The sequence below is a fragment of the Brachyspira pulli genome (assembly GCF_036997785.1).
Taxonomy (GTDB): Bacteria; Spirochaetota; Brachyspiria; order Brachyspirales; family Brachyspiraceae; genus Brachyspira; species Brachyspira pulli.
Genome location: NZ_JAWLQI010000031.1, coordinates 1 through 13,215 on the forward strand (window position 1 = coordinate 1; position 13,215 = coordinate 13,215).

Genomic DNA, 13,215 nt, shown 5'->3' on the forward strand with positions numbered 1-13,215 from the left:
TCTGTTTGAAAATTGACAAAATATATTTGTTTAGGTATATACTGAAAATTTTTAAGTTTGTCAAAATAATATAATTGTTTAGATATATATTTATTATATAAAAAAAGCTGCAGCAAATAATAAATATTAACTGCAGCTAAATTATCACTTAATAATCTATCATTCTAATATTTTATTCTGTATATATTCTATTTCTGCTTGTATTGATTTTCTAATTTCTAAATCTCTGCCCCATACTGCTTTACTTAAAGCTGTTTCATAATAATTCAAAGCTTCTTTTAATAAAGTAACTGTATTGCTGTCTATATATTTTTCTGCTCTTGTTTTATAAATCTTTCCAAGAAGCTCATATCCGCTGTAATCATCTGGAACCAATGCCAAATAATTAAATGCATAACTTTCAGCACTTATATCATCTTTGAAATTATTCAAATAAACTATTGCAGCTCTATAATTAGCAGCAGCATAATTCTTTCTAATTTTTACTATGTTTTGATATGTTTTTAATGCTTCTCTAGTATTACCAATTAACTCATTAATATAAGCTTTTTCATAAAGATAATTAACATTATTAGTATCAAATGATATAGCTTTATTAATAGAATTCATAGCACTATTATAATCACCAATTTTTGAATAAAGTTTTGAAGCTGCATAAAGTGAATCGGCATCATTTTCATTTATAGTCTTTTTAATATCTGATAATGATACCTGATAATTAGTTAAATTAACTGCAGTTTCAGCTATGTATATAGGATTAACTTTTAAATATTTTGAAGCTCTGTCATAGCATTTCATAGAATAAGAATATAAATAAGCTTTATTATACTCTCTGCCTAATAACAAATCTTTTCCGCCATCAACATTGATATAATCTGTTATTTTATTTATCATATTCAAGCCTTCTAAATTATATTCTCTAATATAACTTTCAGCTAATTTAATTCTATTTTCTATATAAGCAGGAGATATTCTTAAAACTTCTTTCATAGTAGATGATAAATTAATATAACCATCAACATTATCATAATATCCTACAGAACTTAAATATGAATCAATATCCATTTCATTTTTTACAGCAATCGCATCATAATTATTTCTATTTCTTCTAATACCTAGAGCTACTGTTTTAGAAGCATCTTCATATTTATGATTTTCATAAAGATAAGCAGCATAAAGTCCATAAGTTATTGATTCTATTTTCTTTATATATGCAACATCATAATTTTTATTTCTTAAATCTGATATATAAGCCAAAGCCTCATCAAATCTGTAAAACTTTATAAACTCATATATTCTATCTGTAACTAAGTCTAAATTTAATTTTAATTCTTCTTCCCAATACTCTGTAGCTTTTATATCTATTAAATCTCTCTCTTTTTGATAGCGAGATGTATCATTATCTGAAGCTCTGATTGATAATAATTTTCTTAATAAGAAAACATTATTAACACTTATAATATTAGCATTAAATGCCTCTTTAAGTATATCTATAGCCTTATCAAGAGAACCTAAATTATAATAAGCTTCAGCAATATAGCCTATTCTAAGCTGTTCTTCTTGTCCCTCGAATCTATACATTGCAAGTAATTGCATCATATCAACAGCATAATCATTTCTCTTTAAGTCCTCTGCTTTGTCTAGTATCATATTATATTCTATATTCTTTAAAAGACCTTTGACAATAGGTTCATAACTTTTTACTTCTGACAATAATTTTTTAGCTTCTTCATATCTCTTTTTTCTTATTAAACTTTTACTATAATCAATTTTGTTTTCATCTGAAATATTATAAAAGTTAATTATTTGAGATATAATTTTATCAGGGTAATAAGTATAACCTGCATCATAAAGCATAGAAGCAAAAGTTTCATACAATCTTGGTTTATTATATGAATATTCTAAACCTTTCTCTAATATTTTTATTGCCTCTATCTCATTATTTTCATATAAATATATCTGTGCCAAAATAGCATAAGCCTCGTCAAAATCTTTTTCTACTGAAACTAATTTTGATAATATATTTTTTGACCTTGTATAGTCTTGCATTTCAAAATATGTTTTTCCTAATGCAACTGTTATTTCAGGATAATCCATAGAATATGAAGAAATATCTTCAAGTATTTTTACAGCATTGGTATAATCTTTAACTTGAAGTTTTGTATTCCAAGAATATATTTCTTTTTTTACTATAGCATTAGATATTTTTGTTTGAATTCTTATTTTTTCATCTTGATTTGAATATTTAACATTTTTATAATTATTTATAGCTCCATCATAATTATTATTTAATAGATTTAAATCTCCTAAGCCTTCATTGCCATAAGAAGAATCTTCTTTCAAACAAGATTTAAAATAATAATCAGCACTTTTTACATCTCCATTTTTTAATGAAGCATTACCAGCTAAGAATAACCAATAAGGATTATTAGTTACTTTATATGCTGTGAGATATGCTATAACTGTTTGTTCATATTCATTTATGGTATTAAAAAAATTACCAATCTCTCCATAAACTTTATCATAATTTTCTTTATCTACATATAATGATAAAAGTTTTGTGAAATCTAAAGAGGCATAATGAAAATCAGATCTTCTAAAATATGATAAGCCTCTTAAATAATATATTTCATAGTAATTTGTATAAACAGATTCTAAATCATTACATAATGCTATAGCTTCAAAAAACTTTCCATTTTCCATTAACTTTCTAACATTATCTAATTCTCTATTAAGGTTTATTTTATTATCTTCAGTTAAAACAATTTGAGTTAAATTAGTAGATATCTTTGTACTTTCTAAAGAAATATCTATATTTCTATCATTCATTATGGATTGATATTGTAAAATATCTCTAGAATATGCCGAAATATAGAGTGTACAAACTATAAGTATGATTTTTATTAATTTCATAGCAAGTCCTTATTTACTACTTTAAAGTATCGGAAATGGAGTTGCTATATTTTAATTTCGGCAGGTAAAAAATGAAAGAAATAGTTATACTAATATCAAATGTAAGCGAATTAAAAAATAAATCTAATCAATTTATTTTAAATATGATAGAACATTTTTATAAATCCGGTATAAGAATAACAGTATTTTCAAAATCATTTTCAAAGAACTTTCCTGCTTATATAGCAAGAAAACATTTATCTACAATATTTTTTAAAAAATCAGCAAAAGATATAGCAAATACCGCTGAAAATGCTGATGCAATTATAGCAGTAGACTTTCCTATGAATATAATAGCTTCAATGAGTAAAAATATTCTTATGAAAAAAAAATCTGGGAAAAAAATTCCTGTTGTAGTATGGTATGCCCTTAATTTTCAAAGCCATTTATATTTCCAAGAAAATAGAGATAATAAAACAAAATTAGTTGAAAAAAGATTATTAAAATTAGATTATGAACATACTTTAAATATGGATTTAATAATTTGCGGAAGCAATAAAATAAAAGAAAGATTATTATATATTCATAAAGAAATAAAAAATATAGAAGTTATACAGCCTTATTTTTCACCTTATATATTTATAAATAATAATAAAGATAAAGATAAATCTATTGTTTTATTTTACAATAAGGAAGATAGTGTATTTAAATGTACTGCCGCTTATGCTCAATACATAAAAGAAAATGATGATATATATAAATTAAAAATAATAGGATATGATAAAGAATTAAAAGATAATATAAGAAAATTATCTATAGAACAGCATGTTGAATTTATAGATGAAAATGATAATTCAAATATAGGAAATATTATAGCAAATTCAAATTGCATGATAATACATAATATTAAAGATTCTTTCTATACACAATTAATAGCAGCATGGCATTATAAAACATTGCCAATCATAGACTCAAAAAGTTCATCTGCAGAAATAGCAACAGATGAAAAGAATGCTTTAATATATAATTCAAAAAATCCAATATCAATAATATCAAAAATTAAAAAGATGGCAGAAAATAAAAGAACTTATGAAATGTTTATGCCTTCAATAAATGATACAGAAAATACTAATAAAATATTAGAATTAATAAGCAGTTTTGCTCAGTAATATATACCTAAACAACTATATTTTGTCAAAAATAATTTTTTTAAATTTTAAATATCTGCAGGGCTTTGCCCAACGCTCTGTGTACTTCGTAGCACCCAACTTATTTTGCGACTGAAGGAAGTGCCTTTGGCGTGATCCCAAAGAAGCTTATACACTCGACAGGCTCGGATACGCTTCGCGAAAGACTATATTTTAGCTTAAATTAATAACCTATCTTACATGTAAAACAATTTTAGTATGATTTAGTACTAATTATGTAATTGCACTTTTTGCAACTTTGACGAAGTCCGCAGAGCGTATGCGGCGGGAAAAAGTTGAATAAAAAAATGACAAAGTTAAAAATTTTCAGTATAAACTAAAAACTAATTAATTATTAATGAAATAAAAAAGGGACTTTTAAAGCCCCTTTTATTTATATTTTTTAATTATTTATAAAAATATTGATTACCAATTATTTCTATTAGGTTTTCTTAAAACAGGTTCGTCATTGCTAGGCATAACCTTTTTAAGTTCATTAAATAATCTTTTTTCTTCTGAAGTCAATTTAGCTGAAACATCAATATTAACTATAACAAATAAATCACCTCGTCCGGATCTATTGATATGAGTTGCTCCGCTTCCTTTCAATTTAAATACTTGTCCGCTATTAGTACCAGCAGGAATTTTCATTTTTACTTTCTTATTATCTAAAGTTTGTATAAGAATATCTGCTCCAAGTGTTGCTTGAACGATATTAATTCCAACTTCTGTTATTAAATCTATTCCATCTCTCACATAATATTTATGAGGACTTACATGTATATACAAATACAAATCTCCTGCTACACCGCCGCCTATAGCCTCACCTTCTCCGCTTACTCTTAATTGAGTATTATCTTCAATACCTTTTGGTATATTTACTGATATAGTTTTGCTTTTTCTAACAGTACCTGTACCTCTACAATTTTTACAAGGAGTTGTTACTATAGTACCGCTTCCATTACATTTACTGCATGTTCTTTTTACACTAAAGAAACCTTGTACCATTCTTACTTCACCGCTTCCGCCGCAAGTAGGACAAGTTTGAGTTTTAGTACCAGGTTCAGCACCTGTACCATGACAAACATCACATATATCATTTTTATCCAACTTTATTTCCATTTTTTTACCAAAAACGGCATCTTCTAAAGAAAGTGTAACATCATGTCTTAAATCATTACCGCGTCTTTGACCTCTTGAACCTCTGCCAGAAAATCCGCCTCCAAAGAATGAACTAAATATATCATCTAAATCACCAAATCCGCCTGCTCCTCCGAACATTGATGAGAAGTCAAAACCTCCTCTGCCATAAGCATCAGCAAAATCACTATGAACACCTTGGAATCCAAACTGATCATATTGTGCACGTTTCTTTTCATCTGATAATATTTCATAAGCCTCAGTAGCTTCTTTAAATTTTTCTTCTGCTTCTTTATTTCCCGGATTTCTATCTGGGTGATATTGCATAGCTAATTTTCTATATGCTTTTTTTATTTCATCATTAGTAGCAGTCTTTGCCACTCCTAATACTTCATAGTAATCTCTTTTTTCTGCCATTTATCATATCCTCTTATAAAATTATCTATTTAAATTTATATATAATTAAAAATAAATAAGTTAATATCTAAAATAAATTATTTCTTCTTTCTGCTAAGAAGTAAACCCAATCCCAAACCAGCAACAGCTAAGCCTCCAACAACATATTTATTACCGGCTAAATACTTAATATTATATTCCATACGTTTTTCTTTATCTGATAAAACTTCATAAGCCTCATTTATATCTACAAACATAAGATGAGCATTTTCATCACCTGGGTTTCTATCTGGGTGATATTGCATTGCTAATTCTCTATAAGCTTTTTTTATCTTTTCATTACTAGAGAATATATTAACATTAAGTATTTTATAATAATCTTTATCCATAAAAATTATTCCTTTAATTAATTATCAAAAAACATCAAACTTTCAACAATAAATAATAATCCGGAAGCAATCCATATAGATCTAATACCAAACATATTAGTAAAAAAACTTCCTAAAAAAGCACCTAAAGTAAATGAAAATAGAATCGTTAAATATATAAGTCCATTTTTTAAACCAGTCTTATCTTTATTAAATAAAAATCTAAATAAATTATCTGAAGCTGATTTCAAATTACCTGTGCACATATTAGTAACATAAGCAAGTCCTTCAACCTTATTGAAAGTTATCATCAAAGTTGCTGACATAAATGATATAACACTAACAACTACAATATTTGAAATACCCTTGTGTAAAAAACCAACTATAAAAAGTATAACAGCAGCCATTAGTATAATAACATATTCCAATTCCATTAACTTTTTTTTATTTAAAACTTTTTTTATATATAAAGCAGTCCAAATACCAACAACAAAAACTAAAATAGGTATTAAGTAATGCATAGTATCTGCGAATTCCTTCTTTGCCAAATGCATAGCAAAAAATATCATATTGCCAGTTTGAGCATAAGCGAATACTCCATCTCTGGTAATATAAGTATAAGCATCAACAAATCCGCCAACTAAAGTAAGTATCGAAGCTATGTATATAGTTTCTGTTGTATGAATGGATTCGTTTTTTCTTTTTATAAAAGCTATAAAACTATTTTTCACTTTTTTACCTTGATTTTTTATTGGCAACTATTATAACATAAAAAAACATTTTTAGAAACATTTTTATAGTTCCAATTTTTAAATATATTAAAACATAAATTTATAAAAAATTATCAAAGAACAAAAAATATATTTAAATTATTTATAATTTTTTAATAACTCAGCAATTTCATAATGTTCATTTTTTAAAGCGTCACTCAAAGCATGCCTATCATTTTTCACATTGACTTTATTTTCAAGCAAATATTTAACAACTTCTAAATGTCCATTCTTTGCTGCATTGCTTAAAGGTGTTATTCCGTATTTATCACCTATTATATTTATGTCTGCTCCTTTTGAAACAAAATATTTCACTATATTTAAATGTCCATTACCAGATGCATATACTAAAGCCGTTCTATAAGAATAATCTCTCATATTAACATCTGTTCCCAATTCTATTAAATATTTAACTATATCAAAATATCCATTTTCAGAAGCATACATCAAAGCATGTCTGTCATTTTTAAATTCTGCTCCTTTATCTATAAGTAATTTAACGATTTCTAAATAACCGCTTTTAGCAGCAGCACTTAAAGCATGCCTGTCATTTGAAACATCATATCCTTTTTCTAATAAATACTTTACTATCTCCAAATATCCATTCTCTAAAGCATACATCAAAGCATATCTGTCATCTTTGAATTCCGTACCTTCATCTATAAGAAGTTTAACTATATCAAAATGTCCGTTTTTAGAAGCATAAGTTAAAGCTGTTTTATAATGATAATCTTTTATATTAACATCTGCCCCATTATCAATAAAATATTTCACTATATTCAAACAACCATTTTCTGAAGCATACATCAAAGCTGTTCTATAATAATCATCTTCTGTATTAATATTATACCCTGATGATATTAATACTTTTACTCTTTCAAAATCATTATTTTTAATAGCTTCTAATAATTTCGTATTCATTATAAAATTATAATTTTAAAATTTCTTCTGCACTTAAACCAGTTATTTTACTTATTAAATTTATATCAAGATTTTCATTCTTCATATTTCTAGCTAATGCATATTTTTCTTTTTCTATACCTTTTTCTATACCTTTTGACATACCTTTTCTTTCAGCTTCTTTCAATTCATAATCAAGCATTCTTTTATTAAAATACTCATCTGCCTCTTTTATTCTGTAGCTGTCTATTAAAGGATTGGTATGCACAAACGATTCAGATTTTAATTTCACTTCTTCAAATATAGTATCTTCTTTCAATAAATTTTCCATTTTATCCCCCTTAAAAAATTTTAACCAAGATAAAAATTTCTTTTCTGCCTCATCATAATTTGAATCAAAACTAAATTTAGGAAGCTCTATATAATGAAGCTGACAATGATTAGTAAGTATTTTGTTATGCTTAATCTCTTTTAAAACATAGCAAGTATGAATATCATTTATATCATACATCAAATTAAAATTCAAAATATTTATACTTATTACTGGACATAAATTATTATAATTATCTCCCTTATTTAACATAACAGCATAACCATTAGCCCAATAAAATAAACTTCTGTAAATAAACTCAATATTGCCCTGAGATTGTATTTCTATAATAACAACTTCTCCGCTGTCAGTAATGCATCTTATATCCATTACAGACTCTTTAGATTCTAAATATTTGCTGAGGTTAAATGGGTTTAGAATTTCTGCTTTTACAAAAGTTTTGAAATGCATATTTTTCATAACAGAATTTATAAAGCTAAGTATTATTCTTTCATTTCCTTTTTCTGAAAATAAATACCTTATATAGCAGTCATTTATTCTGTTAATATTATCAACAGTGATAATTTCTTTTTTAAGTTTTTCAAGATACTCTGAATATTCCATACACACCTATAAAACAATTATATTTTTATTATACTAACATTACAGTAAATTGTCAAAGAACAAAAATTTTAAATATATTTTATTTAGCACCATTAGCTTTTAACAATTCTGCAATTTCTGTGTTTCCTTCCTTTAAAGCATAACTTAAAACTGTATATCTTTTATCATATCCATATTCTTCATTTATATCTACCCCAGAATCTATTAACAACTTAACTATTTTTATATGACAATTTTTTGAGGCATACCATAAAGAATTACTATGTTTTATTACATCACTTCCTTTTTCTATTAAATATTTTACTACATCAAAATGCCCATTCTCCGAAGCATATACTAAAGCAGTATCTCCGTCCCTATTTTCATTATCAATATCTGCACCTTTGTCGATTAAATACTTAACAATTTCCAAATAACCATTATTTGATGCATACATTAAAGCCGTTTGATATCCATTATCTTTTATATCAATTTTAGCCGCATTATCTATTAAACATTTAACAATATTATAATGCCCATTTTGTGATGCATTCATTAAAGCAGTTTCGCCTCTTTTATCTTGAATATCAACATCTGCTCCCTGCTCTATTAAATATTTCACTATTTTTTCATGTCCGTTCATAGAAGCCATAATCAAAGCATCAGTATTTTCAGCATTATGCTCTATCAAATATTTAACAATTTCAAAATAACCAAATCCTGAAGCTGTATTTAAAGGAGTATTACCATATCTGTTTTTTATATTAATATCAGCACCATTTGATATTAAAAATTTTACTCTTTCCAAATCATTCTTTTTAATAACTTCTATTAACTCAACATCTTTTTTCATACCGCACCATTAGCTTTTAACAATTCCGCTACTTCTGAATGCCCATTTCTTGAAGCATCCCACAAAGCTGTTTTACCATATTTATCTACAATATTTACATTAGCACCTCTACTTATTAAATATTTCACTATTTCTAAATGCCCATAAAAAGAAGCATACATTAAAGCCGTCTTACCACATATATCTTGAAAATCAATGTTGGCTTTATTATTTACTAATAATTTTACTATTTCTAAATGATTATTCATTGAAGCAAGTATTAAAGCAGTAACGTTTGCTATATTTCTTAAATTAATATCTGCACCTTTTTCTATCAAAAATTCTACAGTTTTTCTATACCCACATTTAGAGGCAAACATTAATACAGACATCCCTATATCATCTTTAGAATTAACATCAGCACCTTTTTCTATCAAAAATCTAAATGTTTCAAACTGTTGAAATAATAAAGCATATATGGATGGAGTAAAACCATATGCATATTTTAAATTAACATTCTCCCCTGATTCTATTAATTTTTCTACTTCTTTTATATTACCTTTCTTTATAGCTTCTAATAACTCCACAATATTCCTTTATATCAAATAAAATATAGGCGGTTGAAAATGAATCATTAAAAATTAACTTCCAACCGCCCATTAGACTTTATATATTCAACTTTTACTTTTTATCTATATTATTTTTTATCATTATCATCAACAACTTCATAATCAGCATCAACTACACCGTCATCTTTTCTACCTGAATCTTGGCTGTTATTTTGCTGTGCTTGTTGCTGTCCAGCATCAGGCTGTGCTTGCTGCTGAGCTCCTGCTTGTTTATAAAGTGCTTCTGAAACTTTGTTCCATGCTGCTTGTAAATCGTCTGTAGCTCTTTTAATATTGTCTATATTATTAGATTCTACTGCTGATTTTAATGCACTCATTTTTGACTCAATTTCTGATTTATCAGAAGCAGGTAATTTATCTCCATTTTCTTTCAATAATTTTTCTGTTTGATAAATCATATGGTCAGCATTGTTTTTAGCTTCAACTTCCTCTTTTTTCTTCTTATCTTCTTCAGCATGTTTTTCAGCATCCTGTACCATTCTGTTTACTTCATCTTCGCTAAGTCCGCTTGAAGAAGCTATTGTTATTTTCTGCTCTTTACCAGTACCTAAATCTTTAGCTGTAACATGTACGATACCGTTAGCGTCAATATCGAATGAAACTTCAATTTGAGGTACTCCTCTTGGTGCAGGAGGTATTCCTACCAAGTCAAATCTTCCAAGCTCTCTGTTGTCATTAGCCATTTTTCTTTCACCTTGTAATACTCTAATAGTTACAGATGATTGATTGTCTGCTGCTGTAGAGAATACTTGTTTTTTGTTTGTAGGTATAGTAGTGTTTCTGTTGATTAAAACAGTCATTACTGAACCTTCTGTTTCAATACCAAGTGAAAGCGGAGTAACGTCAAGAAGAAGAACGTCTTTAACATCACCTTTAATGATACCGCCTTGTACTGCAGCACCCATTGCTACTGCTTCGTCTGGGTTTACGCTTTTATTTGGTTCTTTTCCAAATATGTTTTTAACTGTTTCCTGTACTAAAGGTACTCTTGTAGAACCTCCAACAAGTATAACTTCATCTATATCGCTAGTAGAAAGTCCTGCATCTTTCAATGCTTTTTCACATGGGATGCGAGTTTTTTCTACTAAATCTCTTACTAAATCCTCAAATTTTGCTCTTGATAAAGATACATTCAAGTGTTTAGGGCCTGATGCATCTGCTGTCAAGTATGGTAAGTTAATATCAGTTTGTAATGAACTTGAAACTTCTTTTTTAGCTTTTTCAGCAGCTTCTTTTAATCTCTGTAAAGCCATTTTATCATTATTCAAGTCAACACCTGTATCTTTCTTAAACTCATCTATTAACCAATCGATAATAGCTTGGTCGAAGTCATCACCGCCCAAGTGAGTATCACCATTTGTACTTTTTACTTCAAATACACCGTCAGCTAATTCAAGTATAGATATATCGAAAGTACCGCCGCCCAAGTCATAAACTGCTATTTTTTCATCTTTCTTTTTCTCCATACCATAAGCTAAAGCTGCAGCAGTAGGTTCATTTATTATTCTTAATACATTAAGTCCGGCAATACGACCAGCATCTTTAGTAGATTGTCTTTGGCTGTCATTGAAGTATGCAGGTACTGTAATGATTGCATCTGTTACAGTTTCACCTAAATATTCTTCTGCTGTTTGTTTCATCTTTTGAAGTATTCTTGCACTTATTTCTTGCGGAGTGAAGTTTCCTTCTAAAGTTTTAATTTTTACTTTTCCGCCGTCTTCTATAACAGTATAAGGCATTCTTGAACGCTCTTCTGTTACTTCAGCATAAGTGTTACCCATAAATCTTTTAATAGAGAAGATTGTATTTTCTGGGTTAGTTACCATTTGGTTTTTAGCAGGCTGACCTACTAATACCTCACCTTTATTTGTAAATGCTACTACAGAAGGAGTTGTTCTGTTTCCTTCAGCATTTGTTATTACTACAGGTTTACCGCCTTCCATTACTGATACACATGAATTTGTTGTTCCTAAATCTATTCCAATTATTTTACTCATAATAAATTTCTCCTTTAAATTACTAACTACTTTTTAAACATTAAAAATTAATATTATTATATAAATTGTTTTTTATAAATTCTGTTATTAGTCTTTTGTCAGAACACTAACAACATATTCAGTATGACCATTACCTAAATGTGATGTAGTAAGGTCAACGTTAATTACTTCTTTGTCTTTAATATGGTTGTTTATTGCATCTGTTAAATCCTGCAAAACACCATTTATATGCTGTATGCTTTCTTTTTTGTCTGCTTTTGGCTCGTAATAAGCTCTAAAAAGTTGAATATGTGCCATAAAATCTCCTAATTAATTAATTTATTCTTTAGGAGTAGCCTGTGGTTTGCCGACTACTACCTTAGCTGTTCTCAAAAGTTCATCATTCAATTTATAGCCTTTAGCATAAACTTCAACTACTTGCTCCTTATCAATATCAGGAACCTCCACCATAGTTAATGCTTCATGTACATTAGGATCAAATTCTTCACCTAAAGACTCTATTTCAGTAACTCCGTTATCATGCATAAAGTCAATAAATTGTTTATGTATTAATTCTATTCCTTTATAATATTCAGTGCCTTGAACATTAGCATCTTGTTCGCCTGCTTTTAATGCTCTTTCAAAGTTATCCATAAAAGTTAAAAGTGATAACAATAAGCCTTTATTAGCTCTTTTTATTCCATCTATTTTTTCTTTAGCTGTTCTTTTTCTAATATTTTCTGCCTCTGCCATAGCATACATATATTTATTTTTCATATCAGCAGATTCTTTTTCTAATTCTTCTATTCTTTTTTTTAATAAAGCTACTTCATCTTCTTCAGCATTATTTTCTGTATTTTCTTCAGCTTGTACTTCTTCACTTTTCACTTCTTCTGTATTAGCTTCTTCTTTTTCACTGCCTTCATTTGTTTCTTTAATTTCTTCTTCCATTTCATCTCCTTGTAATGGATATTTATGATTACTACTCAATATTTTCAATCAAGCATACGCTATTATATATGCAAGAAACGTGCCAATTAAATATATTTTCTATATAAAAAACTTAAAAAATACTATTAATTATAGCCAATATCAGCACCTAATATGTAGTATAGTATAAAATTTAAGTAAAATATATATGAAATTTATGATTATTATATAGATAATGTATCATATTTTAGACACTTTTCATACTTATGTGTTATTTTTATA

Annotated in this window: 12 protein-coding genes; 1 reads left to right on the plus strand and 11 read right to left on the minus strand. The window is 27.4% G+C overall.

Translation table 11 applies throughout. The annotated features are described in order from the left end of the window. Window positions 1-159 precede the first annotated feature (159 nt). On the minus strand, window positions 160-2,913 hold the full coding sequence (locus R4K56_RS08280; protein ID WP_335772329.1) for a tetratricopeptide repeat protein: 2,754 nt from the start codon (window positions 2,911-2,913) through the stop codon (window positions 160-162). 71 nt (window positions 2,914-2,984) lie between these two features. Here R4K56_RS08280 and R4K56_RS08285 point away from each other — a divergent pair, with 71 nt between their 5' ends. Next, window positions 2,985-4,061, plus strand: coding sequence for a glycosyltransferase (locus tag R4K56_RS08285; RefSeq protein WP_335772330.1), 1,077 nt, complete (start codon window positions 2,985-2,987; stop codon window positions 4,059-4,061). A 444-nt stretch (window positions 4,062-4,505) separates the two neighbouring features. Here R4K56_RS08285 and dnaJ read toward each other — a convergent pair whose 3' ends face one another. The 10 genes from dnaJ to R4K56_RS08335 all read right to left on the minus strand — a co-directional run bounded on the left by dnaJ (window position 4,506) and on the right by R4K56_RS08335 (window position 12,954). After that, entirely contained in the window at window positions 4,506-5,636 is a 1,131-nt protein-coding gene (dnaJ, locus tag R4K56_RS08290; protein WP_335761098.1) for a molecular chaperone DnaJ, read from the minus strand. A gap of 77 nt (window positions 5,637-5,713) precedes the next feature. Then, window positions 5,714-6,004 (minus strand): DnaJ domain-containing protein, encoded by a 291-nt coding sequence (locus R4K56_RS08295; protein WP_335769926.1) that lies wholly within the window; start codon window positions 6,002-6,004, stop codon window positions 5,714-5,716. 17 nt (window positions 6,005-6,021) lie between these two features. Then, window positions 6,022-6,714: a YoaK family protein gene (locus R4K56_RS08300; RefSeq protein ID WP_335757433.1), complete on the minus strand. Its 693-nt coding sequence runs from the start codon at window positions 6,712-6,714 to the stop codon at window positions 6,022-6,024. 138 nt (window positions 6,715-6,852) lie between these two features. Continuing rightward, window positions 6,853-7,674: an ankyrin repeat domain-containing protein gene (locus tag R4K56_RS08305; RefSeq protein ID WP_335772331.1), complete on the minus strand. Its 822-nt coding sequence runs from the start codon at window positions 7,672-7,674 to the stop codon at window positions 6,853-6,855. A 7-nt stretch (window positions 7,675-7,681) separates the two neighbouring features. Next, the gene (locus R4K56_RS08310) at window positions 7,682-8,587 is read right to left on the minus strand and encodes an Rpn family recombination-promoting nuclease/putative transposase (protein WP_335772332.1); all 906 of its coding nucleotides are present in this window, start codon (window positions 8,585-8,587) and stop codon (window positions 7,682-7,684) included. Between the two features lie 79 nt (window positions 8,588-8,666). Next, window positions 8,667-9,419: an ankyrin repeat domain-containing protein gene (locus R4K56_RS08315; protein WP_335772333.1), complete on the minus strand. Its 753-nt coding sequence runs from the start codon at window positions 9,417-9,419 to the stop codon at window positions 8,667-8,669. Continuing rightward, the gene (locus tag R4K56_RS08320) at window positions 9,416-9,985 is read right to left on the minus strand and encodes an ankyrin repeat domain-containing protein (protein WP_335772334.1); all 570 of its coding nucleotides are present in this window, start codon (window positions 9,983-9,985) and stop codon (window positions 9,416-9,418) included. The genes R4K56_RS08315 and R4K56_RS08320 overlap by 4 nt, the downstream gene beginning before the upstream one ends. A gap of 110 nt (window positions 9,986-10,095) precedes the next feature. Continuing rightward, a complete protein-coding gene (gene dnaK / locus R4K56_RS08325; protein WP_335772335.1) occupies window positions 10,096-12,024 on the minus strand; it encodes a molecular chaperone DnaK in 1,929 nt (642 codons plus the stop codon). 87 nt (window positions 12,025-12,111) lie between these two features. Next, a complete protein-coding gene (locus tag R4K56_RS08330; protein WP_297204363.1) occupies window positions 12,112-12,321 on the minus strand; it encodes a hypothetical protein in 210 nt (69 codons plus the stop codon). A gap of 21 nt (window positions 12,322-12,342) precedes the next feature. Next, window positions 12,343-12,954 (minus strand): nucleotide exchange factor GrpE, encoded by a 612-nt coding sequence (locus R4K56_RS08335; protein ID WP_297298994.1) that lies wholly within the window; start codon window positions 12,952-12,954, stop codon window positions 12,343-12,345. Window positions 12,955-13,215: the final 261 nt, after the last annotated feature.